Genomic DNA, 23,911 nt, shown 5'->3' on the forward strand with positions numbered 1-23,911 from the left:
TTTTGTGACTTCGAAATGCAACGAAAAGTCGTCTTTGTGACCCAATTTTTTCGTTTAAATATTCACTTTTTGTTTAACATTTACGCAACATTGCAGGTTTTAAGTTGGTTTTATGCAGTTTTATTGATTTCGCACCGCCACCTGTTTGTTTGAATTGACTAGAATTATTTGTTTTTTCTTGCAGGGATGTAATTTAGTTACATAAATCGTAGTGAGATTTATTACGGTTTACTATTGGTGAGAATCTATGCAGTTACATGAGTTGGTCAACACATTAGGTCAAGACCTTCAGCGCCGTTATGGCGAAAAAGTCCATAAACTGACTTTGCACGGTGGTTTCAGTTGTCCAAACCGCGATGGCACTATTGGTCGAGGTGGATGCACATTTTGTAATGTGGCTTCATTTGCGGATGAAGAAGTACAGATCAAAAGTATCCACGATCAATTGAAAGATCGTGCTGGAGAGATCCACAGGGCGAAGAAGTATCTGGCATATTTTCAGGCGTACACCAGTACCTATGCAGAAGTGCAAGTTCTTAAAAACATGTACGAGGAAGCACTCAAGGCTGCAGATATTGTTGGTTTGTGTGTTGGGACTCGCCCTGATTGCGTTCCTGACGCAGTACTGGATCTATTGTCGGACTACGTGAATCAAGGTTATGAGATTTGGTTAGAACTGGGTCTTCAAACTGCCAACAATGACACCCTCAAGCGTATCAACCGTGGTCATGGTTTTGAGTGTTATGCAGAAATCACCAAGCGCGCTCGGGCACTAGGTATTAGAGTTTGTACTCATCTGATCGTCGGTTTGCCTAGAGAAACACGCGATGACAACATCGACACATTGCGTAAAGTTTTGGACGTCGGCACAGATGGTATCAAACTGCATGGTTTACATATCGTAGAAGGCAGTACAATGGCGAAAGCGTGGCGTGCCGGAAAGCTAGAAGCCCCAGAATTGGAGGATTACGTTGCTATCGCCAGTGAAATGATCCGCATGACTCCTAAAGAAGTGATCTTCCATCGCGTTTCCTCAGCTGCTCGCCGTCCTACTCTTTTGTCGCCGTTGTGGTGTGAAAACCGCTGGTTAGCGATGACTGAAATTGGTCGAGCATTGGATCGAGAAGGCCCACAAGGCAGCTTAACTGGTGATGCCTTCATCTATATCAAACCAGAATTAAAGGCAGAATGATCGATTAATAACTGTTATATTTCCTCCGATTTGCTTGAAAGGTCGGAAAAATGGATCAGTTACTCAATTGGCTCTGGGATGGGCAGGGCGACTACGGATTTGTGGTCCTGCTCTCTGTTGTATGTGTAATCACAGTTACGCTGATCTATATACGATTTCAATCTGCTTTAAAACTTATCGTTACTGACTCTCCTTACCCTGTTCTCGTGTTAGATGCGGGCAGTGGTCAATTGTTGCTCTCCAATGATTCTGCCATGCAATTGCTTGGTATCCGCCGTTTAGGTTCTGGCTTTCTCTATCCTGCTTCTTTTAATACTGACGAGATAATTGCATTACTTGATAGCTTTTCCAGCCGACATTTTGGGCAGCAGCTGTTTGATTGGCGGTTGTCTGAAACAGAGAATATTAAGATTGAGTTATCTGGTCGAAAGAGCTTACTTCGTGGGCATCGCGTATGGATTATTTACGCTCAGCCTTACCAGTTTACTCGCCAAGAGCAGCAACAAGAATTAGAGCAGTTAGGTATTGCTCGTTCCGCTCTCGACTCGTTATCTGAATTGATATGTCTGCAAGATAAGCAAGGTAAAGTACTGACAACCAACCGTGCGTTTGACCTGTTTTGGGAAGGGCGCAGAGAAGAAGCTTGCTCCTCCAAGATGAACCCAATAGCTACACGTAAAACTGAGAGGCGTTGGACAACCGATCAGCAAGGTCGAAGTTGTTTGTTGGAAGTAAACCAAAGTTCTTTGGTTTCTCAGTCCGGAGAGATGATTGGTACTTTATCTATCAGCCATGATGTTACTGAATGGCACAAGATGCAGCAGAATTTGCGCGACGAAATGGAACGTCGTAAAGATACCGAAGTCGCCTTGGCACAGCGCGATACCATCTTACAAACCATTTTGGATGCCAGCCCAGACTCTATCGGTATCTTCAATGAAAACATGGTTTACCAGGCTTGTAATAAACCATTTGTGAATGCGTTAGGCATTTCTGATGTAGGGGATTTGATTGGTAAGCGACTACAAGACGTAGTGCCTGATGATATTTACCTTCGTTTGGAAGCTAGTGACATGCAAGCATTGCAGCAAACACAACCTGTACGCTACATCGATAAAGTGAGCAGCACTGATGGGTATCATACTTGGTTTGATGTGGTGAAATCGCCGTTTAAAGACCGAGCATCGGGTACTAACGGTGTATTGATTATGGCGCGTGATATCTCTGAGCGTTATCTTGCAGAGCAAAAGCTTGAGGAAGCGAATCTGGAGTTAGAAAAATTAAGCTTCTCTGACAGCCTGACAAAAGTCGCTAATCGTCGCCGCTTCGATGAACAACTTCATACTCTTTGGTATCACCATATTCGTGAGAAATTGCCGCTGACGATCATGTTGTGTGATATTGATTTCTTTAAAGACTACAACGACTGCTATGGTCACCAAAAAGGTGATGATGCTTTAGTCCAAGTCGCTGCGGCGTTTCAACAGGTGGTGAGTCGGTCATCGGACTGCGTAGCACGATATGGTGGGGAAGAGTTTGGCTTTATCTTGCCAAACACCACAACGGAAGGTGCACACAAAGTTGCCAAACGCATCCATGAACAAATCCACGAACTTGCTGTGGAACATAGTAACTCAACGACTTCGGATCGGTTGACGGTGAGTATCGGCTTTGTTTCTTACATTCCGCATCATGGTGACGAACCAGAAATGGGCGTTGCAATGGCAGACAGCGCACTCTATCAAGCTAAGGCTGATGGGCGTGACTGCACTCGAGTTCATCCTGGTTCTTATTAACGCTTTGTGACCGCTTGCTCTAAGTTGAGAGCAGGCGGTTTAAATCACCGTATCAAACACGTTAAACTGCGAATACACAGCATGAGGCGTTGATGAGCCCTGAAGCGTCGCCATTTCAGTTGTGTGTCTTTCAAACATTGATGCTGTTGAGTAACTGCGCTTAACGGTTTTGCTTTTCAAACTGATCAGGGTTCGATGTCTAGCTTGTTCCATGGAGTAGTGAATGAAGCCCATGAAAAATCTCGCCCAGTACTATGTTGACCTATTGGTTAAGCTGGGGATTGTCCGTTTCTCGATACTACTGGCGTTGGCGCTGGTTGCACTGGCTGTTGTTGTGCAAGTTGGTATCACGTTGGCGCTTAAGGGTAACGTTGACGATATAGATATCGTTCGTTCGGTATTCTTTGGTCTACTTATTACCCCTTGGGCGGTGTATTTCCTATCTGTCGTGGTGGATCAGCTTGAAGAGTCTCGTCAAAGACTGACCAAGTTAGTATCTAAGCTTAAGGACATGCGTTCGCGTGACCAAGAGCTGAACTTTCAACTGCAGCAGAACATTGAAAAGCTCAACCAAGAAATTGAAGAGCGTATTAAAGCAGAAGAAGCACGTGAAGAAGCGATGCAAGACTTGGAGAATGAGGTGTTCCAACGTGAGCGTACTCAGCTTGAGCTTGCCGAGCGTACGGCGCTGTTACGTTCTTTTATCGATGCATCTCCAGATTTGATTTACTACCGCAACGCTGATGGTGTTTTTTCTGGCTGTAACCGCGCGATGGAAGAGTTAACTGGTAAGAAAGAACACCAATTAGTGGGCTTGAGCCCTTGGGATGTCTACAGCAAAGAAGTGGCTGAGCATATCGTCGATACCGACCAAAAAGTCTTTGCTGATAACCAAGCAATTACCTACGAGCAATGGCTAGAATACCCTGATGGTCGCAAACATTACTTTGAATTGCGCAAAGTACCGTTCTACAGCAAAGATGGTCGCCACCTTGGTCTGGTTGGTTTCGGTCGCGATATCACCGAGCGTAAGCGCCATGAAGAATCATTAGAAAAAGCCAGCCGTGATAAAACCACCTTTATCTCCACTATCAGTCATGAGCTGCGCACACCGTTAAACGGCATTGTAGGCTTGAGTCGTATGTTGCTTGATAGTCAGTTGACTGAAGAGCAACGTAAACACATGCAAACCATCAATGTTAGTGCCATTACTTTGGGCAACATCTTTAACGACATTATCGACATGGACAAATTTGACCGTCGTAAGTTGGAGTTGTTACCTGCACCATTGAACTTTGAAGACTTCGTCGCTGAAATTGAAAGTATCTCGGCTCTGATGGCTGAACAGAAAGGGCTACGCTTCGATCTAGAGCGTTTGAGCTCGCTACCAAAAGCGATAGAAGTGGATGCGACACGTCTACGCCAGGTTATCTGGAACTTGGTTAGCAACGCCATGAAGTTCACCAAAGAAGGTGGCGTCGTAATGACGGTGAGCGCCGATGTTGAAGAAGATTACGCAACCATCATTATGGAAGTGGAAGACACCGGTATTGGTATTCCAGACGAAGAGCTCGATAAGATCTTTGCGATGTACTACCAAGTGAAATCAGGCAAAGATAACCTCCATGCGGTGGGTACTGGTATCGGTTTGGCGGTTTCTAAGCAGCTGATCAACATGATGGACGGTGACATTACCGTAGCAAGTGAGGAAGGATTCGGTAGTACCTTTACCGTATCGATTCACGTGCCAGTGGTTGAGTTAGAAGCACCTGTTATCGATGCAAAACGCGACAATGTACATCTTAATATCTTTATGGTCGAAGACATCGAACTTAATGTCACTGTTGCGAAATCTCTGCTCGAAAGCTTGGGGCACTCTGTTACTGTCGCAATGACGGGTGAGGAAGCGCTGGTGAACTTCGTACCGGATGAATACGACTTAGCTTTGCTTGATATTCAGCTTCCGGACATGACTGGGTTTGACGTGGCTAAGTACTACCGTGAACACTACGATAATCTACCGCCGCTGGTGGCATTGACTGCGAATGTCATGAAAGATCGTCGTGAATATCTCGATAACGGTATGGATGATGCCATAAGCAAACCACTTGCAGTTCAAGCGTTACAAGCGGTGATCGATAAGTTCTTCGTTGAGCGCGTTGAGAACAATGAGAGTGTGATGGAAGAGATCGCAGAAGCTGAAGTCATCGAAGAGGCGACACCGATGCCATCTCCAGTCATCAATACCCACTTGCTGGATCTTGATATGCTAGAGTCTTACGTGGATATCGTTGGCGTGAAGCCTGTGTATGACAGTATTAAGATGTTTGAAGACATGATGCCTGATTATATCGAGGTGTTGGACTCAAACATGACGGCAAAAGACCAAGACGGTATTGTTTCTGAAGCACATAAAATTAAAGGTGCAGCAGGCTCGATTGGTTTAAAACACATCCAAAGCGTCGCACAGAAAGCACAATCTCCTGATATGCCTGCTTGGTGGGAGAACATATCGGATTGGGTCGAAGAAATTAAAAACGAATATCAAAATGATATTCAAGTATTGAAGAGTTGGTTGGAACAGAGGAAATAAAATGAAGAAATTTGCATCGGCAGCACTGGCAATTGCGCTACTGGCGGGTTGTAGTTCTGCTCCTCAAGTTGGATGGCAACAAGGCAGCCAAGTCACGATGAATACAGTGAACGTTGAGCTAAAGAGCAACCTATGGGTAAACCTGATGCCAACCATTGGTGAAGTTCAAGAGCAGAACGTTCATGGCGCATTGTACCTAAAAGCAGATAATGAGCTGCCTGCAAACTTAACGGTTGATGCTCTGATTATTAAGCAAGGTGATTCAGAGTGGGAAATTGATGGTGACTTATTAGAGTTACGTACCCACAGTGAAAATCAGTGGGAAGTGGCGTTTGTATGGCAAATCGAAGCGGATATGGAGAAGTCGGTCGATTTGGCGTTATTGTTAGATGACGCAGGCAAGAAAGAGTGGTTAGTCGAGAAAGGCATCAAGATCGACAAAGTGTATTAGCCACTAAGCTTGTATTAACCATTAAGTTTGCATTCATTGCTAAGTGACAGATAGCAAAAGGGCTTGCTCATTGAGCAAGCCCTTATTGTTTATGCTGGGGCAAATTAGTCTTCTAGATCGCCACAGAAGCGGTAGCCTTCACCGTGAATAGTCGCGATGATTTCAGGTGTACCTGATACTGATTCGAAGTGCTTACGAATGCGACGGATAGTTACGTCTACAGTACGGTCATGTGGCTTAAGCTCACGACCTGTCATCTTCTTAAGAAGGTCAGCACGAGTTTGAATCTTACCTGGGTTCTCACAGAAGTGCAGTAGGGCACGGAACTCAGAGCGTGGCAGTTTGTAGCTGTCACCAGATGGGCTCACTAGAGAGCGGCTGTTGATGTCTAACACCCAACCGTTGAACTCGTATTTTTCTACCGAGCGTTTCTCTTCCTGTACAGCGTTAGTGCTCATTGAGCGGCTTAGCAGGTTGCGAGCACGGATAGTTAGTTCACGCGGGTTGAATGGTTTAGTGATGTAGTCATCAGCACCGATTTCAAGACCTAGGATCTTGTCTACTTCATTGTCACGACCAGTCAGGAACATCAGTGCGATGTTCGCTTGCTCGCGAAGTTCACGTGCTAGAAGGAGACCATTCTTGCCTGGAAGATTAATGTCCATAATAACCAAGTTGATTGAATTTTCAGACAACACTTGGTGCATTTCTTCACCGTCACTGGCTTCAAAAACAGCGTATCCCTCTGCTTCAAAAATACTCTTAAGAGTGTTACGAGTTACTTGCTCATCTTCTACGATAAGAATCTGCGGGGTTTGCATTGGCGGTACCTAAATTTGTGACAAAATTGTGCTAATAGAATAAATTCTAGGCAAAAATATAACATACAGGTAATGTGATTTTGATAATAAATCAAGTTGATCAAAAAAACACTTCTTTCAGTTATCCGCCTTCCTTGGAATTTTGCCAACTCACCAGTATCCGATGGCGACGTTTATTCTATAGGGCTTGTTTACCTTTCAATTCCCTGTAATTACGGAGCCTGAAACGTAAACACCCTAAGATATGGAGCGGATTTTATATTGTTAACAGCATGCTAACAATGCTCAAATGTTAATTCCATTCAGTTTGTTGATTTACATCAATTGATGAAATGTAACTGTTATTAATCGTTTAAGAGTTATGATAGAAAAAAGTAATACGAACATAGACGCATCGTTATGGAATGCTTATTCAGAGTCTTTCTTCCGTTTTCACGCTGAATGGGAGGTAACCAACTACGCGGTGATAACTGCTTGGAACCCTTACAGTAATCTGCGGTCAAAAGAAGAGAACTGCATAAGTAATCATAAACTCGAACAACAATTAAACCACGTTAAATACGTGCCTGTCACGGTTGGCGATCAGACATTTGAATGGTTTGAAGAGAGCTATGCTGCTGAGTTAACACCGCAAGCCGCAATAGACCTGGCGAATCAATTTCAACAAAACGCGATTTATTACGTCATTGATGACGAGCTTTACTTGATTGCTTGTTCAGAGCCTGAAGTTTTGCACAAGCTAGGAACAATACAGCCGCGACTCGTCTAGAAGGATACTACTTATCTGAGCTTCAGCTTAGGTGAGACAATTCACGGAGGAAATATGAGAGACATAACACCAGACATTTGTGACCAGTTTGAGGACCAAGTCATCCTGCTTAGCTTACCATTGCAGAACTTTGGTCAACGCACGGCCTTTCATGGCGAGATTGTCACTGTACGTTGTTACCACGATAACTCCAAAGTACGCGAAGTACTGAACGAAGATGGCACTGGAAAAGTGCTGATTGTTGATGGACACGGCTCATGTCAAAAAGCGTTGCTAGGTGATCAGCTCGCGATTCTCGGTATCGAAAATGGTTGGGAAGGCATTATTGTTTACGGTGCGATTCGCGATGTGGCACAAATGTCACAAATGGATATTGGTGTTCAAGCTTTGGGTACATGCCCGTTTAAAACAGAGAAACGTGGTGTGGGAGAAGTCAACGTGACATTGACGATGCAAAACCAAATCGTGCAGCCAAAACACTATGTTTACGCAGACTGGAATGGGGTTTTGATTTCGAAAGAAGCGCTGGACTTCTAGAAGCGGAACCCCAATCCTACTTCGAAGCCTTGTTGCCAATCTTGGTAATCTAGAGTGGCGTGAAGATCCAAATTCTCGGTGATTTTCACGCGACTTGAGACTTCAGCAGCAAGGCTACTGTCTTCTTCTCGGATACCTTCCGCCGTTTCAGCTTTATAAGATCGAACAGTACTTTTCACTGTTACTCGATCATTAAAGTGATAACTGATCCCACTAAGAAAACCGCTTTGGTTTTTTGTTGGCGAGTTGTTGACTCGCGCACCAACGTAAAGATCAACGGAATCAAACAGCTCGTATGAGTAACCACCATCTATGTTCCATACATCGAAGCTATCTGTTTGATAGTTTTCACTAGAGATGAAAAGCTTGTGTGGAGACGAAGAAGTTTTGCCTGGAAGAGGCGGAAGATCGTTAGCAAGACAAACGCTAGGCACGGCGAATAGCAACAGAAAAATCCATTTTTTCATGTGACCACTCCTTGTGTCTAACTTTGTTATTAGTATGTGCTAAAAGCTTCTCACTATTAAAGCATAGAATATGAAAGTCAGCTTATTTATTTTCCACTTAATTCGATCCTAGGAACCTTGATCACAGTTAAGTTGTTGTTAAATAGAACCTGCAAAGATCAGTTTTCGATTGTGCATATTTGCATCAAGATCTTACATAGGATCTTCATCCTAATAGATCTGTAAGAACCATGAGCGAATGACTGAAAAAAAAGAATAAAATCGTAAGCAGACTAACTCATTGTAATTGCACTTAAATATCAACGACATTGCGCAGCAGAAATCTCTACAAGGCCGGAAAATACACAATTTTTTGTTGACTCTGTTTCGGAAACTCGGTAAACGTAGAGTTAAGAAAACACACAACTATCGTTGAATATTTATTTATGACATCTCACAGCCAAGTAGTAATGACCACAACCATTATTATTACCGACACGACCAATGTTGGGGCAGGCTGCTGAGCGAAAGAAATTCACAAGAAAGGCCTGTATCCAACAAGATACAGGCCTTTTTTTATGCTTTTTTATAAAGAATTTAGACAGATCTAAGAAGATACATCGGAGGAAGGGATGCGAGTATTAAAGTTTGGCGGCTCATCATTAGCGGATGCAGATCGCTTTCTAAGAGCGGCGGATATCATCGCCAACAATGCGCAGCAAGAAGAAGTCGCAGTGGTACTTTCAGCACCAGGTAAAACGACCAATAAACTGGTCGCGGTGATTGAAGGTGCACTTCGCAATGGTGAAGCTGAGTTGCAAATCAATGAACTTGAAGCTTCGTTCAAAGCATTATTTTCAGATATCCAAAATGTATTGCCAAACATCGATGGTGCTGCATTTGATAACCAAGTAAAAACTTCACTTTCTCAGCTTCGCCAATTCGTTCATGGCATCAATCTTCTTGGTATGTGCCCAAACAATGTCAACGCACGCATCATTAGTAAAGGTGAGCGCGTCTCGATTCAGTTGATGAAAGCGGTATTAGAAGCGAAAGGGCAACCTGCGCATCTTATCGACCCAGTCGAGTATCTATACGCAAAAGGCGATCACCTAGAAGCGATGGTCGATGTTGAAGTCTCTACTCAGAACTTCCGCCAAAATCCTCTTCCTCAAGGTCACGTAAATATCATGCCTGGTTTTACCGCAGGTAATGAGAAAGGTGAGTTAGTAACACTTGGTCGTAATGGCTCTGACTACTCTGCTGCGGTTCTTGCTGCGTGTCTGCGCGCAGATTGCTGTGAAATTTGGACTGACGTTGATGGTGTTTACAACTGTGACCCTCGTTTGGTGGAAGATGCTCGTCTTCTTAAATCACTGAGCTACCAAGAAGCGATGGAGCTTTCTTACTTTGGTGCATCCGTTCTGCATCCGAAAACCATCGCACCAATCGCACAATTCCATATTCCTTGTCTGATCAAAAACAGCTTTAACCCACAAGGGGCAGGTACGCTGATTGGTCAAGACACTGGCGAAGATAACCTCGCAATCAAAGGCATCACGACGCTGAACGACCTAACGATGGTTAACGTGTCTGGTCCTGGTATGAAGGGTATGGTTGGCATGGCAAGCCGAGTATTTGGTGCAATGTCATCAGCCGGTGTGTCTATCGTTCTGATCACTCAATCTTCTTCTGAGTACAGCATCAGCTTCTGTATCGAAGCGCAAGACAAAGCAAAAGCACAACAAGTATTGGCGGATGCGTTTGAACTTGAACTAAAAGACGGTCTACTTGAACCAGTCGAGTTCATTGATGATGTTTCTATTGTGACACTTGTGGGTGACGGTATGCGTACATCACGCGGTGTTGCATCTCGTTTCTTCTCATCTCTTGCTGAAGTGAACGTAAACATTGTCGCCATTGCACAGGGCTCATCTGAGCGTGCAATCTCAGCTGTGATTCCTGAAGATAAAATCTCTGAAGCGATCAAAGCCTGTCACGAGAACCTATTCAACTCTAAGCACTTCCTAGATGTATTCGTGGTTGGTATTGGCGGCGTTGGTGGTGAACTGGTGGATCAGATCGAGCGTCAACAAGCGAAGCTTGCGGAAAAAGGCATTGTGATTCGCGTATGCGGCTTAGCAAACAGCAAAGGTCTTCTACTTGATAGTGAAGGGCTGCCACTGGAGCATTGGCGTGACCGTATGTCGGCAGCGACAGAAGAGTTCAGCCTAGCGCGTCTGATTTCTTTAGTGCAACGCAACCACATCATCAACCCAGTATTGGTTGACTGTACTTCAAGTGAAGATATCGCGAATCAATACGCAGACTTCCTAGCAGCAGGTTTCCACGTAGTCACGCCAAACAAGAAAGCAAACACAGCAAGCATGGCCTACTACCATCAACTTCGCGATGTTGCGCGCAGCTCTCGTCGTAAGCTGATGTATGAAACAACCGTAGGTGCAGGTCTACCGGTAATCGAAAACCTACAAAACTTAATCTCAGCAGGTGATGAACTAGAGCGCTTCAGCGGCATCCTTTCTGGCTCTCTTTCTTACATCTTCGGCAAGTTAGACGAAGGCATGAGCCTAAGTGAAGCAACCAACATCGCCAAGCAAAACGGCTTTACCGAACCTGACCCTCGTGATGATCTATCGGGTATGGACGTTGCGCGTAAGCTACTTATCCTTGCTCGTGAAGCTGGTATGTCCCTAGAACTAGAAGACGTTGTGGTTGATCAAGCTCTGCCACCAGGTTTTGATGACTCAGGCAGCGTTGAAGAGTTCATGGAACGTTTACCAGAGGCGGACGCGTACTTTAAAGAGCTGTCAGCTAAAGCGGCGGAAGAGGGCAAAGTGCTGCGTTATGTGGGTGAAATTGTTGATGGTAAATGCACGGTAAGCATTGCTGCCGTAGATGAAAATGATCCGATGTTTAAGATCAAAGATGGTGAAAACGCACTGGCATTCTACAGCCGCTACTACCAACCAATTCCACTGGTATTGCGTGGTTACGGTGCGGGTACTGAGGTTACGGCAGCGGGCGTATTCTCGGATGTGATGCGTACTTTAGGTTGGAAGCTAGGGGTATAACGACAATGAGTTCAAGTGATATGGATGTAGTGGTCTACGCCCCAGCATCAATTGGTAATGTAAGCGTTGGTTTTGATGTTCTGGGGGCGGCGGTGTCCCCAGTTGATGGCACACTATTGGGTGACCGTGTATTGGTTAAGTCTGGGGCTGAGCCGTTCAGCCTAAAGACGGTTGGTGATTTTGTTGAAAAGCTACCAACTGAGCCAAAAGAGAACATCGTTTACGATTGTTGGGTAGTGTTTGCTCGCGAGCTAGACAAGAAAGGCGTCGAGCTAAAGCCACTTGAAATGACACTAGAAAAGAACATGCCAATCGGCTCTGGATTAGGCTCAAGTGCATGTTCTATCGTTGCTGCATTAGATGCATTGAACCGATTCCATGGTCAGCCGCTTAACGAGACAGAGTTACTGGCGCTGATGGGAGAAATGGAAGGCAAGATCTCTGGTGGTATTCACTACGATAACGTCGCACCGTGTTACCTTGGTGGTGTGCAATTGATGCTTGAAGAGTTGGGTATCATCAGTCAAGAAGTGCCTTGCTTTGATGATTGGTTCTGGGTGATGGCGTATCCGGGTATCAAAGTATCAACAGCAGAAGCACGTGAGATCCTACCATCTCAATATCGCCGACAAGATATCATTGCTCATGGTCGCCATCTTGCGGGCTTTATTCATGCGTGTCATTCTGGTCAGCCAGAACTTGCTGCAAAAATGATCAAAGACGTGATCGCAGAACCGTATCGTGAGAAACTGCTCCCGGGTTTTGCAAATGCACGTCAATACGCAGCGTCTGCGGGTGCATTGGCAACCGGTATTTCTGGCAGTGGTCCGACACTGTTCAGTATTTGCAAAGAGAAAGATGTCGCTGAGCGAGTTGCTCGCTGGTTAGAACAGAACTACGTACAAAACGAAGAAGGATTCGTCCACGTTTGTCGTTTAGATAAGCAGGGTTCGAAAGTAACAGGAAGTGAGCTATGAAGCTTTACAATATAAAAGAAAATGATGAACAAGTTTCCTTTGGTCAAGCCGTTCGCCAAGGGTTAGGTCGTAACCAAGGTCTATTTTTCCCATCGGAATTACCAAAATTTGAAGACGTTGATGCGCTACTGGCAGAAGACTTCGTCTCTCGTAGCACGAAAATCCTATCTGCACTGATTGGTGATGAGCTGGCGGAAGAGCAAGTTAACGTATTGGTTGACGCTGCATTCCAATTCCCTGCGCCAATTAATCAAGTGAAAGACGGTGTTTACGCTCTGGAACTGTTCCATGGTCCAACGCTTGCATTTAAAGACTTTGGTGGTCGCTTTATGGCGCAATCTCTTGCAGCCGTTTCGGACGGCGGCAAGATCACCATTCTGACTGCAACTTCTGGCGATACTGGCGCAGCCGTTGCGCATGCTTTCTACGGCATGGAAGACATCAACGTTGTGATTCTTTACCCGAAAGGCAAGATCAGCCCACTGCAAGAAAAGCTATTCTGTACGCTTGGTAAAAACATTCACACTGTCGCGATCGATGGTGACTTCGACGCGTGTCAGGCTCTGGTTAAGCAAGCTTTTGATGATTCGGCATTGCGTGAAGAGATCGGTCTGAACTCTGCAAACTCAATCAACATCAGCCGCTTGATGGCACAAATCTGTTACTACTTTGAAGCTGCCGCGCAAATGAGTAAGCAAGAGCGTGAAAACCTAGTCGTGTCTGTACCAAGTGGTAACTTTGGTAACCTAACTGCTGGTCTACTGGCAAAAGCGCTGGGTCTGCCTATCAAACGTTTTATCGCTGCAACTAATGCTAATGACACGGTACCGCGTTACCTACAAACGGGTAAGTGGGAGCCAAAACCAACGGTCGCAACGACATCGAACGCGATGGACGTGAGTCAACCAAACAACTGGCCTCGTATCGAAGAGTTGTGTCGCGTGAAAGAGTGGGGCTTGGAGACGCTAGGAAAAGGTGCTGTATCTGATGAGCAAAGCGCTCAGTCAGTGAAAGACTTACATGCTTTAGGTTACCTGTGTGAACCGCACGGTGCGATTGCTTACCGTGTTCTTGAAGAGCAACTGCAAGATGGTGAGACCGGTCTGTTCCTATGTACTGCACACCCTGCGAAGTTCAAAGAAGTGGTGGATGACATTCTGCAATCTGACATTGACCTTCCTGCACCGCTAGCGAAGCACGCTGCGATGGAACTGTTATCAGAAGATCTCGACGCAGACTTTGACGCATTGAAACAAGTACTGCGCCGCGTGCAGTAAGCTTCAAAAGCACAGCAAGCACCAAAACAGAAATAGCGAGAGGTGGATGAGTAGTCATTCACCTTTTTTATTGCCGGTAAGTTTTAACTCTCTTTATGCTTGAGAAACGAACTTAACCGAATGAGATGGAAAGAGAAGCATGCATTTTTTGATTTTTCTTGGCTCAGTGAGAGACAGCACACCACCACGACCAGCCCGTTTAGGGATGCAAGTCAGTTTAGCGTGTGAAAAACTCATCGTGAGTCAGCATTCGCAACATACTGTCGAAATCATCGACCCATTGAACTATGACTTTGGCGATGTGTTTAAGCCCGAGTTTGCTTATCACCGCTCTAAAGTGCCGCAGCACCTAAGTGAGTTGGCAGACAAAATCAAACAGGCCGATGGGTATGTGATGGTTAGCCCGGAATACAACCATTCGATGAGCCCAGCTTTGGCAAACATGCTTAATCACTTTGGCAGTTCGCTGTTTTCCTATAAGCCAAGTGCTATCGTGACCTACTCTGCCGGGCAATGGGGTGGTGCTCGTGCTGCAGTGTCGATGCGTACTTTCTTATCCGAGTTGGGGTGCTTGCCTGTGTCGGCAATGATCCACATTCCGAAAGCACAAGAGGTATTTGATGAGCACGGTGTGGCTGCGAATGAGTCGGAGCAGGCGCAGTGGGACAGTTATATGAATCGCACCCTGCATCAACTGATTTGGTGGGCAGAAGGGGCGTCACTGCAAAGAGATAGGCTTGATCCAACCTCGTTGGCACAAGCGTTTCAGAAAGATCCTTCGCAAAGAAATGCACCTTGAAGGCGAGTTGCTTTTTACTATCGGAAGGGTCTCGAAGGATCCAGAAACAAAAAAAGCTTGGTCATTGCTGACCAAGCTTTTTAAATTCTAGCAAACTAGTTTACTGAGAGATTATAGAGACTCAGTAAAAGTACGAGCGATTACGTCACGTTGCTGTTCTGGAGTTAGCGAGTTGAAACGTACTGCGTAACCAGAAACACGGATAGTTAGCTGTGGGTAGTTCTCTGGGTGTGCAACTGCATCTTCTAGAGTTTCACGTTTAAGAACGTTCACGTTTAGGTGTTGACCACCTTCGATGCGAGGAGCTGTTTCGATTGCTACTTCACGGCTTTCGTATTCACCTAGGTCGCTGATTGCGATAACTTGGTCTGCTTCGTAAGTTGATGCTGCAGCAACACAACGCGCTTCGTTCTTCTCGCTATCTAGTAGCCAGATTGAGTTTAGTAGTTCGTCGTTAGCTGCTTTAGTAATTTGGATACCTTGGATCATCACTATCTCCTAGACCACTTACGTGGTGATTATTGGTGTTAATTTTCGAATTTTTGTCGAGCTAAGTATTATATAGCCAATATCCATTATTTTAATATTGATTTAAGTCAAAAAACAACCAAAAACCTTAATTTTTTGAAGGTAATTTTCTTGAGTTAAATCAATAAAACGTTTGAAAACATACTATTTACAATTTATTTGATAATATAAAAAATATTTAAAAGTTAATTTTGTTGTAAATTTACTACAAAACGAGCTCAAAAATTAACCTTGGTAACGCAACTGCCTGTATTTAGGTAGTCATCCTGAAAGTCTAAAGTGATTAAATGACAAACATGAAAAACAAGTTTGGAAACAAATTTATTGGTGCTCACGTGTCCGCGGCTGGAGGAGTCGATCAAGCGCCTCTTCGTGCTCGTGAGATTGGTGCGAATGCGTTTGCTCTGTTTACTAAGAACCAGCGTCAATGGGTTGCTAAACCACTCGAAGAAAAAACCATTAGTGCATTCAAAGCAAACTGCAAAATGCTTGGCTTCGGCGCCGAACACATTCTGCCCCATGACTCTTATCTGATTAACTTGGGGGCGCCGGAAGAAGAAAAGCTGAATAAATCCCGCGCGGCATTTATTGACGAGATGGAGCGTTGTAACCAGTTAGGTTTAACCTTGCTCAACTTCCACCCTGGTAGCCACTTAAAGAAAGTGTCAGAACAGGCGTGTTTGTCGACGATCGCTGAGTCGATCAACCTGGCGCACAAAGCAGTGCCGAATGTGATCGCAGTGATTGAGAACACTGCAGGTCAGGGCACTAACTTGGGTTGGAAGTTTGAGCATCTTGCTGAAATCATCGATCAAGTAGAAGACAAAGAACGCGTTGGCGTGTGTCTTGATACTTGCCACACGTTTACTGCCGGTTACGATCTGCGTACCAAAGAGGATTGTGAGCATACCTTTGCCGAGTTCGATCGTATCGTAGGCATGCACTATTTGAGAGCAATGCATCTAAATGATTCAAAAGTCGAATTCGCTAGCAAGGTTGACCGTCACCACTCATTAGGCAAAGGCGAGATCGGTTGGAGCTGTTTTGAGTACATCGCTAAAGATCCACGTTTTGATGGTATCCCTTTGATTTTAGAAACAATTGACCCAGATATTTGGCAGCAAGAAATCAACACCTTACGTCAATTCCACATTGAAGAAATGGTTAATTCCTAACGGGATGGCAAAGTTGGCATCCTTCTTTCTTAGCTAAAACCATTGAGCGGTTATGCGCTTGTTTTAAACGCCTGAACTCAACGTTGTAGTTAGGCGAAGCTAGTTAGGAGGATGACAATATGTCTCGACCAGTTTCTTTTATCCCAGCGACACACTCTCGACGAGTATTACGTTTACCAGCCCCAAACCGCCATATCTCAGGGCAAGGGCACTTTCGAACGCCGCAGCGCAATTAGCATTATCATTGTGCGTTATTCTGGTTTCAGCCAAACCTGCATGGATTAACACTAGCTGTCTGCGCATCAGTTCTTGAAAAGCCGTCTCAAGCTGGTGGTAAGTTTTTGTTTGTTTGGGTTTCGCTCGTTAGAATAGAGGGAAACTTTAGGACAGGAACTTTCCATGAATCAGTTACCCACTTGGCACGATGTGATCGGCGAAGAAAAACAGCAGAGCTACTTTGTCGATACTTTGAATTTTGTTGAAGCAGAACGAGCGGCAGGCAAAGCCATTTATCCGCCAGCCAAAGACGTATTTAACGCTTTTTGTTTTACCGAATTCAAAGACGTTAAGGTAGTGATTCTGGGGCAAGATCCTTACCACGGTCCTAATCAAGCGCATGGTTTGTGTTTCTCTGTGTTGCCCGGCATTAAAACGCCACCGTCTTTGGTGAATATGTACAAAGAGTTGGCGCAAGATATCGAAGGTTTTCAAATTCCTCAACATGGCTTTTTGCAAAGCTGGGCAGAGCAAGGTGTGTTGCTACTAAATACCGTATTGACGGTAGAGCAGGGCAAAGCACACTCGCACTCAAAAACGGGCTGGGAAACCTTTACTGACCGCGTAATTGAAGCGATTAACCAGCATCAACAAGGAGTGGTGTTCCTGCTGTGGGGCTCACACGCGCAGAAGAAAGGTCGCTTTATCGATCGTAACAAACACTATGTGTTAACGGCACCGCATCCATCACCGTTGTCTGCTCACCGAGGTTTCTTTGGTAGCAAACCATTTTCACAAGCGAACCAGATCCTCTCTCAGCAAGGCAAAGAGGTCATCAATTGGCACCTACCAATGGTGGTGTAAAGTGCACTTTCCTCTTATATAAGGAGAGAGCAATCAGTACAGCGATCGTGACATCACGATCGCTGTTTTTTTGAACACCGTCGAGTCAGGTTTTCGCTTTCTCATATACACTTATTAAAAGTAGGTGTTAAGGAGAGACGCTATGATGATCGAAAGAATTCGACGCGAACACGGCTATATGGTCCGTCTGCTGGCAATACTGCGCCACAAATTGAATGAGATTAAACAAGAACGCGCCATCAACTATGCGTTGGTGAGTGAGATCGTGGATTATCTTTCTAACCATTCAGAAAAAATTCACCATCCTAAAGAAGACATTCTCTATCGCTACTTCCTAGAGCATTATGGTCAGCAAAAGACCATGGAAAACTTGGAACAGGAACATCAAGATCTGGCGGACAAAACCAAAGCGTTTTCAATGTTGATTGAGATGATTTTGCAGGATGCTGTTGTCCCTCAAGATATGTTCGTTGCTCAGCTTGAAGACTTCATCGTGACGCAAAAGCGCCATCTGGAGCTAGAAGAGCGCCAAATCTTACCTCTAATTGAAGAGTTGTTCACTTCGCAAGACTGGCAATATGTTGAAAGCCTATGGCATGAGAACGAGGACGATCCTGTGTTTGGTAATACTATTGCAGATCGCTACAAGCAACTTGCTGATCGAGTGCGTCAGAACGACGCTGAGTTTGTCTAAAACATAAAAATGACGAAGTAATCGATTGCGTGTGCGTGGTTTGTTTCGTCATTTTCTTGTCTGATGGGAATTGTTTAGAAATTGTCTCGTTTAAAATATGAGTGAAAACTGAGGGAAATTCTCAATAGATAAGAATGGGCGTCATGCCAATAAAATCAGCATGAAAATCACCCACTTTTGTCCTCTCTATAAATGACAAAAGGCACCATTGAGGTGCCTTTTGTGCGAATTATAGTTTGATGTCATCCAGAGTGATGTCGTTGCAGACATCGAGTTCGCGCAGCTCTTTGAGCAAATTGCGTCTATCGTTCATTTCTTCGATTTCTCGCCACTTACGCTTCACTGGTTTTGAGCGAGACTTGGTTGTTGAGGTAGTATCCAGACCAAATAGGTCATCGAGTTGAAAGCCTTCCATAAGCCACCTTTACCTTTTTCTATCTAAACTGTTATATCCAGTCCTTGTGGAGCTTTTTAAGTACCACAATAGGCGTGAGAATAACCATGATATATTTCGCATTTGTGTCGGTAACATGACATTTTCGCGTAAAAATACTCACAGAATCACATTTTGCACATATCTGAAGTGGACAAAAAATAAGCGAACGAACTCACGAAAACGATTAAATGAAGAGATTTGGTATGTTAATTCGAAGGGCTCATTTTACTCAATTTTTGAATACTAAGGTTGCATAGCATCGCTTTGATTAAAATGTATCCAATCGTAACAAAGCGGAGTAAGAAATTTTTCTCAGATACCTTGTGATAACTAGCCTCATCAAAAATAAATGGTATTGCGTTTTGTTAATGATGAAAGGGCTATTTATGTTGAGATTTGATAAACAAGATGTTGCTGTTTGTGAGCGTTAAGTTTTCCTTTTATGTTAACTTTTGGTGACTTTCTAGTGAAAAATAACAATGTTATTTTACTTGTTGCATATTGATTTTTGCTTTTCGAGGCTGCATTATCCGCCCGTCAAAAAATACGCTGGTACGTAAAATGGATGCATGAAGCGACGTTTACGATTCTAGATTGCGCAATAAACATTACTCAAAAAGCTAAGCACACTTTGACACTTAGCAGGCAATCTGGTGGATGGCTTGGAAGCAAAGACCGGCGCAACTCACTTTGAGGTACACATGACAGACTTAATCAATTTGATGAACGATCTCCTTTGGGGTTCGATTCTGGTTTATCTTCTTGTTGGTGTAGGAATCTACTTCACCGTTCGATTGGGATTCATTCAATTCCGTCATTTCGGCCACATGTTCTCTGTTCTGAAGAACAGCCGTAAAGCAGACAAAGCTGGTATTTCTTCTTTCCAAGCGCTTTGTACTAGTCTTGCTGCACGTGTAGGTACAGGTAACATGGCGGGTGTTGCTGTTGCTTTGACAGCAGGTGGTCCTGGTGCAATCTTCTGGATGTGGTTGATTGCAATGCTTGGTATGGCGACGTCGTTTGCGGAAAGTACGCTAGCGCAGCTATACAAAACCAAAGATGATGATGGCAACTACCGCGGTGGTCCTGCTTACTACATGGAAAAAGGTTTGGGCATGCGCTGGATGGGCGTGCTGTTCTCGATTTTCCTAATCATCGCTTTTGGTTTGGTATTCAATGCCGTTCAAGCAAACTCAATTGCAAACGCAATGAGCACTGCATTTGGTTGGAATGACCTTTATGTTGGTATTGCTGTTGTAGCACTGTCAGCCGTCGTTATCTTTGGTGGTATTAAGCGTATTGCGAAAGTAGCTGAACTGATTGTTCCAGTGATGGCACTAGCATACTTACTACTAGCGTTGTTTGTGATGTTCTCTAACCTAGACAAACTACCAGATGTGCTAATGCTTATCTTCAAGAGCGCATTTGGTCTGCAAGAAGCAGCTGCGGGTGGTCTTGGTTACGCAATCGCACAAGCGATGATCAACGGTATCAAACGCGGTCTGTTCTCGAACGAAGCTGGTATGGGTTCTGCACCAAATGCAGCAGCATCTGCAACCCCTTATCCACCGCACCCTGCATCTCAAGGTTACGTTCAGATGCTAGGCGTATTCATGGATACGATTGTTATCTGTTCTGCGACAGTGGCTATCATCCTTATGTCAGGTGAGTACGTTGGTCAAGCAACGGAAGTGACCGGTATTGAGCTAACTCAGCGTGCATTGAGCTCACAAGTTGGTGATTGGGGCAGCATCTTTGTTGCTGTTGCGATCTTCTTCTTCGCATTTACTTCGATTATTGCGAACTACTCATACGCTGAAACGAACCTAATCTTCCTAGAGCACAACCACAAAGCAGGTCTAGGCATCTTCCGTATCATTGTATTGGGTATGGTTATGTTCGGTGCGCTAGCATCACTACCTGTGGTTTGGTCACTGGCTGACGTATCAATGGGTTTGATGGCGATAGTGAACTTGGTGGCTATTCTATTGCTATCTGGTATCGTGATTAAACTGGCGAAAGACTACAACCGCCAGCTAAGCGAAGGTAAAGTGCCGACGTTTGATGCAAATGACTTCCCTGAGCTGAAGTCTCAGCTAGAAGATGGCATTTGGGACAACACGAAAAAAGAAGACTAAGTGATGTTCACTGCCAATCATTGTTGAAAGCTATCAACACGATTCAAAAAGCCATGCAGACAATGCATGGCTTTTTTTGTACTCTAATGGAAAATAAAATTAGGGAAGTTAAAGTCATGCTCATCGTAGTTTCTCCAGCTAAAACGCTCGATTACGAATCACCACTCGCGACCGAGAAGTTTACTCAACCTGACTTGGTTAGCTATTCAAAAGCGCTGATCGAGGTATGCCGTAAATTAACACCTGCCGATGTTGCATCACTGATGAAAGTGAGCGACAAAATCGCTGATTTGAACGTTGGCCGTTTCCAAGAGTGGAGTGAAACTTTCACCACAGATAATGCACGCCAAGCCATTTTGGCATTTAAAGGCGATGTGTACACAGGTCTTGAAGCGGAAACCCTTTCTGACGCTGATTTTGACTACGCTCAAGATCACCTAAGAATGCTATCTGGTCTATACGGTCTGCTTAAGCCACTCGATTTAATGCAGCCATACCGTCTTGAGATGGGCACTAAGCTGGCGAACGACAAGGGATCTAACCTTTACCAGTTCTGGGGTAATGTCATTACCGATAAGCTGAATGAAGCGATTGCTGCGCAAGGCGACAACGTATTGATTAACCTTGCATCAAATGAATATTTCAAAGCGGTGAAGCCAAAGAACTTGGATGCACAAGTGATCACGCCTATCTTCAAAGACTGTAAGAATGGTCAATATAAGGTGATCAGCTTTTACGCGAAGAAAGCACGCGGCATGATGGCTCGCTACATCATCGAAAACCGTATCGAAAGTGTTGCTGACCTCACTAAGTTTGATGTTGCGGGTTACTACTTCGTTGAAGAAGAGTCGACACCAACAGACTTAGTGTTCAAACGAGAAGAGCAAAACTGATTGAAGTCAGTCAATCGCGAGTTGATGATTCAGTGAAATAAAGTACGCCAAAAAGCCGGATAGTTATCCGGCTTTTTTATGCCTATTCGATCTGATCTTAATCGAATTTTTTACATAAAAAGTTTATATCTTAAAAAATAGTTGAGTAATAAAGTTTAAAGTTGTATTTTAAATGCAACTTTAAAAATAAGGAGTTCTCCTATGTCAGACTTCAAGCTCACACACAAAAAAGCCTCTAAGTTATCGGAGTACGTTGCACTGCGTATTACCAAATTGCTGAAATTCACTCTGAACATCTTTTATGGCAAGAAATATGCGAAACGAGCGGTAATTCTCGAAACCATCGCAGCCGTGCCGGGCATGGTAGCTGGGATGTTCAATCACTTGAAAGCGCTACGCCGAATGAAAGATGATGAAGGCTGGATCCGAGAACTTCTCGATGAGGCTGAGAACGAGCGCATGCACCTGATGATTTTCCTCGATATTGCCAAGCCAAGTTTGGTTGAGCGTTTGTTGGTGTTGCTGGGACAAGGTGTTTTCATTGTTGTGTACAGCTTCATCTATCTGCTGTCTTCTAAAATCGCTCACCGTGTTGTTGGTTACTTCGAAGAAGAAGCGTGTAACAGCTACACTGAGTACCTAGAGAAAATTGATAGCGGGGAAGTGGAGAACGTACCAGCCCCGACTCTGGCGATTGATTACTACAAGCTGCCAACTGATGCGATGCTAAGAGATGTGATTTTGCGTATTCGAGAGGATGAAGCGGGGCACCGTGACCGTAACCATGGCTTCGCTGATGCCTATGAAGACAAAACCTTGCCTGCTCATCAACTATAGATGAAAAACAAAAAGAGCCGCGATTGCGGCTCTTTTAGATTTGAAATCAATCAGACGTGATTACTTCTTCTTAGCGGTTTTCTTTTTCGCTACTTTCTTCTTGTCGTCTTTTTTCTTTTTCTTCTTAAACACAGGCTTTTTGTGTTTAGGGCGCATCTCTTTCACGAAACGTTCTTTGATGTCTTCTTTCACGTAACGAGCAACGCGATCCATCATTGGTTGGTCGTGCGCTTCTACGATTGAGATAGCATTACCTTTTTTACCTGCACGAGCCGTACGACCAATGCGGTGAAGGTACACGTCTGCCGTGCGTGGCATATCGTAGTTGATTACGTGTGATACGTCAGGAAGGTCGATACCGCGTGCCGCTACGTCTGTCGCTAATAGCACGTTTACAGTGCCTTCACGGAAGCGAGAAATCGCGTTGTTACGACGATCTTGAGGCATTTCGCCTTGAATCCAAGAACATGGAATCTGTGCGCTCTCTAACTGGGCACGAAGCTCTGCTAAACGCTCGCGAGTCTTCAAGAATACGATAGTGCGTTCTGCTTGCTCTGTGATGATGTGTTTTAGTAGGGCAAGTTTATGCTCTGCGTCATCAGCACGATGGTACCACTGTGCGATCTTCTTACGCTCACGTAGTGGTGATTTTGCGTCGATCTCTGCTGGTTCGTTCAGTAGGTCTGCTGTGAAACCCTCTACGCCTTTGCCTTCTAGTGTTGCTGAGAACAGAAGGGTTTGTTTGCGCCAGCGACATTCGTTAGACAGACGGTCAACAGTTGGAGCAAAGCCCATGTCTAGCATGCGGTCTGCTTCATCAAGGATTAGCCATTCAATCGCACGACAGTCAAAACGTTCTGCGTCAATGTATTCACGTAGACGACCTGGTGTTGCTACCACGATATCTTGCGTCGTTGCTAGGATATCTGCGTGCTCTTGGTATTGAACACCACCAGTGATGGTGAAGATGTTTAGCTTGGTGTTTTTCGCTAAAGCACGAGCTTGATCCGCTACCTGCATCGCAAGTTCACGAGTTGGGGTTAGGATCAGAATACGTGCAGGTCCCGGTTTACGACGTGGGAAATCTTGCAGGTATTGCAGTGCTGGCAGGACGAATGCTGCCGTTTTACCAGTACCAGTTGGTGCTGACGCTAGAATGTCACGACCATCTAACGCTTGTGGAATCGCTTCTGCCTGAATTTTAGTTGGGCGTTCGTAGCCCATCTCGTCAATGGCTTCAAGTAGGTTTTGGTCTAGATCAAGTTCAGCAAAGGTTCTGATCACAATGAGTTCTCCACAAGCAAAGCTTGGTTAATGGTTCGCCACAGCAGCATAGAATATAAAAAGGTCGCACATTATAAAGTGATTGGTGACAAGGAT

The 23,911-nt window shown here is 44.6% G+C and carries 22 protein-coding genes and 1 other annotated feature; of the genes, 16 read left to right on the forward strand and 6 right to left on the reverse strand.

The genetic code is table 11. From position 1 onward, the window contains the following. Nucleotides 1–247 precede the first annotated feature (247 nt). Nucleotides 248–1,192, forward strand: coding sequence for a tRNA modification radical SAM protein MnmL/YtqA (mnmL, locus tag VHA02S_RS08940; RefSeq protein WP_038899013.1), 945 nt, complete (start codon nucleotides 248–250; stop codon nucleotides 1,190–1,192). Between the two features lie 50 nt (nucleotides 1,193–1,242). Beyond that, complete coding sequence (locus tag VHA02S_RS08945; RefSeq protein WP_009697620.1) at nucleotides 1,243–2,988, forward strand: sensor domain-containing diguanylate cyclase; 1,746 nt, start codon at nucleotides 1,243–1,245, stop codon at nucleotides 2,986–2,988. Nucleotides 2,989–3,027: 39 nt separating this feature from the next. Here the strand turns inward: VHA02S_RS08945 and VHA02S_RS08950 are convergent, their stop codons facing one another. Continuing rightward, on the reverse strand, nucleotides 3,028–3,222 hold the full coding sequence (locus VHA02S_RS08950) for a hypothetical protein (protein ID WP_005447847.1): 195 nt from the start codon (nucleotides 3,220–3,222) through the stop codon (nucleotides 3,028–3,030). Here VHA02S_RS08950 and arcB point away from each other — a divergent pair. Together arcB and VHA02S_RS08960 are read left to right on the forward strand one after the other, a co-directional pair. After that, nucleotides 3,212–5,581 (forward strand): aerobic respiration two-component sensor histidine kinase ArcB, encoded by a 2,370-nt coding sequence (gene arcB / locus VHA02S_RS08955; protein ID WP_038899012.1) that lies wholly within the window; start codon nucleotides 3,212–3,214, stop codon nucleotides 5,579–5,581. The two genes, VHA02S_RS08950 and arcB, sit on opposite strands and share 11 nt — an antisense overlap. A gap of 1 nt (nucleotide 5,582) precedes the next feature. After that, entirely contained in the window at nucleotides 5,583–6,032 is a 450-nt protein-coding gene (locus VHA02S_RS08960) for a hypothetical protein (protein ID WP_005447850.1), read from the forward strand. 104 nt (nucleotides 6,033–6,136) lie between these two features. Here the strand turns inward: VHA02S_RS08960 and arcA are convergent, their stop codons facing one another. After that, nucleotides 6,137–6,853, reverse strand: a complete 717-nt coding sequence (gene arcA / locus VHA02S_RS08965; protein WP_005447851.1) for a two-component system response regulator ArcA — start codon at nucleotides 6,851–6,853, stop codon at nucleotides 6,137–6,139. Nucleotides 6,854–7,214: 361 nt separating this feature from the next. Between arcA and VHA02S_RS08970 the strand changes: the two genes are divergently transcribed. Then, on the forward strand, nucleotides 7,215–7,622 hold the full coding sequence (locus VHA02S_RS08970) for a DUF3293 domain-containing protein (protein WP_005447853.1): 408 nt from the start codon (nucleotides 7,215–7,217) through the stop codon (nucleotides 7,620–7,622). Nucleotides 7,623–7,676: 54 nt separating this feature from the next. Continuing rightward, on the forward strand, nucleotides 7,677–8,159 hold the full coding sequence (locus tag VHA02S_RS08975) for a putative 4-hydroxy-4-methyl-2-oxoglutarate aldolase (RefSeq protein ID WP_005447855.1): 483 nt from the start codon (nucleotides 7,677–7,679) through the stop codon (nucleotides 8,157–8,159). On the opposite strand, the gene VHA02S_RS08980 is transcribed toward VHA02S_RS08975, so the two are convergent. After that, on the reverse strand, nucleotides 8,156–8,626 hold the full coding sequence (locus VHA02S_RS08980) for a hypothetical protein (protein ID WP_005447857.1): 471 nt from the start codon (nucleotides 8,624–8,626) through the stop codon (nucleotides 8,156–8,158). The genes VHA02S_RS08975 and VHA02S_RS08980 overlap by 4 nt on opposite strands. Before the next feature lie 441 nt (nucleotides 8,627–9,067). Beyond that, nucleotides 9,068–9,184: a sequence feature (Thr leader region), on the forward strand. A 53-nt stretch (nucleotides 9,185–9,237) separates the two neighbouring features. Here VHA02S_RS08980 and thrA point away from each other — a divergent pair. The 4 genes from thrA (at nucleotide 9,238) to VHA02S_RS09000 (ending at nucleotide 14,750) form a co-directional block, all read left to right on the forward strand. Further along, entirely contained in the window at nucleotides 9,238–11,697 is a 2,460-nt protein-coding gene (gene thrA / locus VHA02S_RS08985; RefSeq protein ID WP_005447860.1) for a bifunctional aspartate kinase/homoserine dehydrogenase I, read from the forward strand. Between the two features lie 20 nt (nucleotides 11,698–11,717). After that, nucleotides 11,718–12,674 carry a homoserine kinase gene (thrB, locus tag VHA02S_RS08990; RefSeq protein ID WP_009702445.1) on the forward strand — a complete coding sequence of 319 codons (957 nt, stop codon included), beginning with the start codon at nucleotides 11,718–11,720 and terminating at the stop codon, nucleotides 12,672–12,674. Beyond that, complete coding sequence (gene thrC, locus VHA02S_RS08995; RefSeq protein WP_038899011.1) at nucleotides 12,671–13,951, forward strand: threonine synthase; 1,281 nt, start codon at nucleotides 12,671–12,673, stop codon at nucleotides 13,949–13,951. Before thrB ends, thrC begins: the two co-directional genes overlap by 4 nt. Nucleotides 13,952–14,090: 139 nt before the next feature. Then, complete coding sequence (locus tag VHA02S_RS09000; protein WP_038899010.1) at nucleotides 14,091–14,750, forward strand: NADPH-dependent FMN reductase; 660 nt, start codon at nucleotides 14,091–14,093, stop codon at nucleotides 14,748–14,750. Nucleotides 14,751–14,861: 111 nt separating this feature from the next. On the opposite strand, the gene grcA is transcribed toward VHA02S_RS09000, so the two are convergent. Then, complete coding sequence (grcA, locus tag VHA02S_RS09005) at nucleotides 14,862–15,239, reverse strand: autonomous glycyl radical cofactor GrcA (RefSeq protein ID WP_005434930.1); 378 nt, start codon at nucleotides 15,237–15,239, stop codon at nucleotides 14,862–14,864. Nucleotides 15,240–15,565: 326 nt separating this feature from the next. Here grcA and nfo point away from each other — a divergent pair, with 326 nt between their 5' ends. The 3 genes from nfo (at nucleotide 15,566) to VHA02S_RS09020 (ending at nucleotide 18,227) form a co-directional block, all read left to right on the forward strand. Continuing rightward, the gene (gene nfo / locus VHA02S_RS09010) at nucleotides 15,566–16,453 is read left to right on the forward strand and encodes a deoxyribonuclease IV (protein ID WP_005447864.1); all 888 of its coding nucleotides are present in this window, start codon (nucleotides 15,566–15,568) and stop codon (nucleotides 16,451–16,453) included. Between the two features lie 399 nt (nucleotides 16,454–16,852). Beyond that, entirely contained in the window at nucleotides 16,853–17,533 is a 681-nt protein-coding gene (gene ung, locus VHA02S_RS09015; protein ID WP_038899376.1) for a uracil-DNA glycosylase, read from the forward strand. 142 nt (nucleotides 17,534–17,675) lie between these two features. Continuing rightward, a complete protein-coding gene (locus VHA02S_RS09020; protein ID WP_005447874.1) occupies nucleotides 17,676–18,227 on the forward strand; it encodes a hemerythrin domain-containing protein in 552 nt (183 codons plus the stop codon). Between the two features lie 229 nt (nucleotides 18,228–18,456). Here VHA02S_RS09020 and VHA02S_RS09025 read toward each other — a convergent pair whose 3' ends face one another. Then, a complete protein-coding gene (locus VHA02S_RS09025) occupies nucleotides 18,457–18,642 on the reverse strand; it encodes a DUF3545 family protein (protein ID WP_005447876.1) in 186 nt (61 codons plus the stop codon). A 722-nt stretch (nucleotides 18,643–19,364) separates the two neighbouring features. Here VHA02S_RS09025 and VHA02S_RS09030 point away from each other — a divergent pair. The 3 genes from VHA02S_RS09030 to VHA02S_RS09040 all read left to right on the forward strand — a co-directional run bounded on the left by VHA02S_RS09030 (nucleotide 19,365) and on the right by VHA02S_RS09040 (nucleotide 22,531). Next, nucleotides 19,365–20,801: an alanine/glycine:cation symporter family protein gene (locus VHA02S_RS09030; protein WP_005447878.1), complete on the forward strand. Its 1,437-nt coding sequence runs from the start codon at nucleotides 19,365–19,367 to the stop codon at nucleotides 20,799–20,801. A gap of 116 nt (nucleotides 20,802–20,917) precedes the next feature. Further along, nucleotides 20,918–21,694 (forward strand): peroxide stress protein YaaA, encoded by a 777-nt coding sequence (yaaA, locus tag VHA02S_RS09035; RefSeq protein ID WP_005447880.1) that lies wholly within the window; start codon nucleotides 20,918–20,920, stop codon nucleotides 21,692–21,694. Between the two features lie 201 nt (nucleotides 21,695–21,895). Beyond that, nucleotides 21,896–22,531, forward strand: coding sequence for an alternative oxidase (locus tag VHA02S_RS09040; RefSeq protein WP_005447882.1), 636 nt, complete (start codon nucleotides 21,896–21,898; stop codon nucleotides 22,529–22,531). A gap of 60 nt (nucleotides 22,532–22,591) precedes the next feature. On the opposite strand, the gene srmB is transcribed toward VHA02S_RS09040, so the two are convergent. Beyond that, on the reverse strand, nucleotides 22,592–23,815 hold the full coding sequence (srmB, locus tag VHA02S_RS09045; protein WP_005447883.1) for an ATP-dependent RNA helicase SrmB: 1,224 nt from the start codon (nucleotides 23,813–23,815) through the stop codon (nucleotides 22,592–22,594). Nucleotides 23,816–23,911: the final 96 nt, after the last annotated feature.

It is taken from the genome of Vibrio harveyi NBRC 15634 = ATCC 14126 = KCTC 12724, assembly GCF_001591145.1.
Lineage (GTDB): Bacteria > Pseudomonadota > Gammaproteobacteria > Enterobacterales > Vibrionaceae > Vibrio > Vibrio harveyi.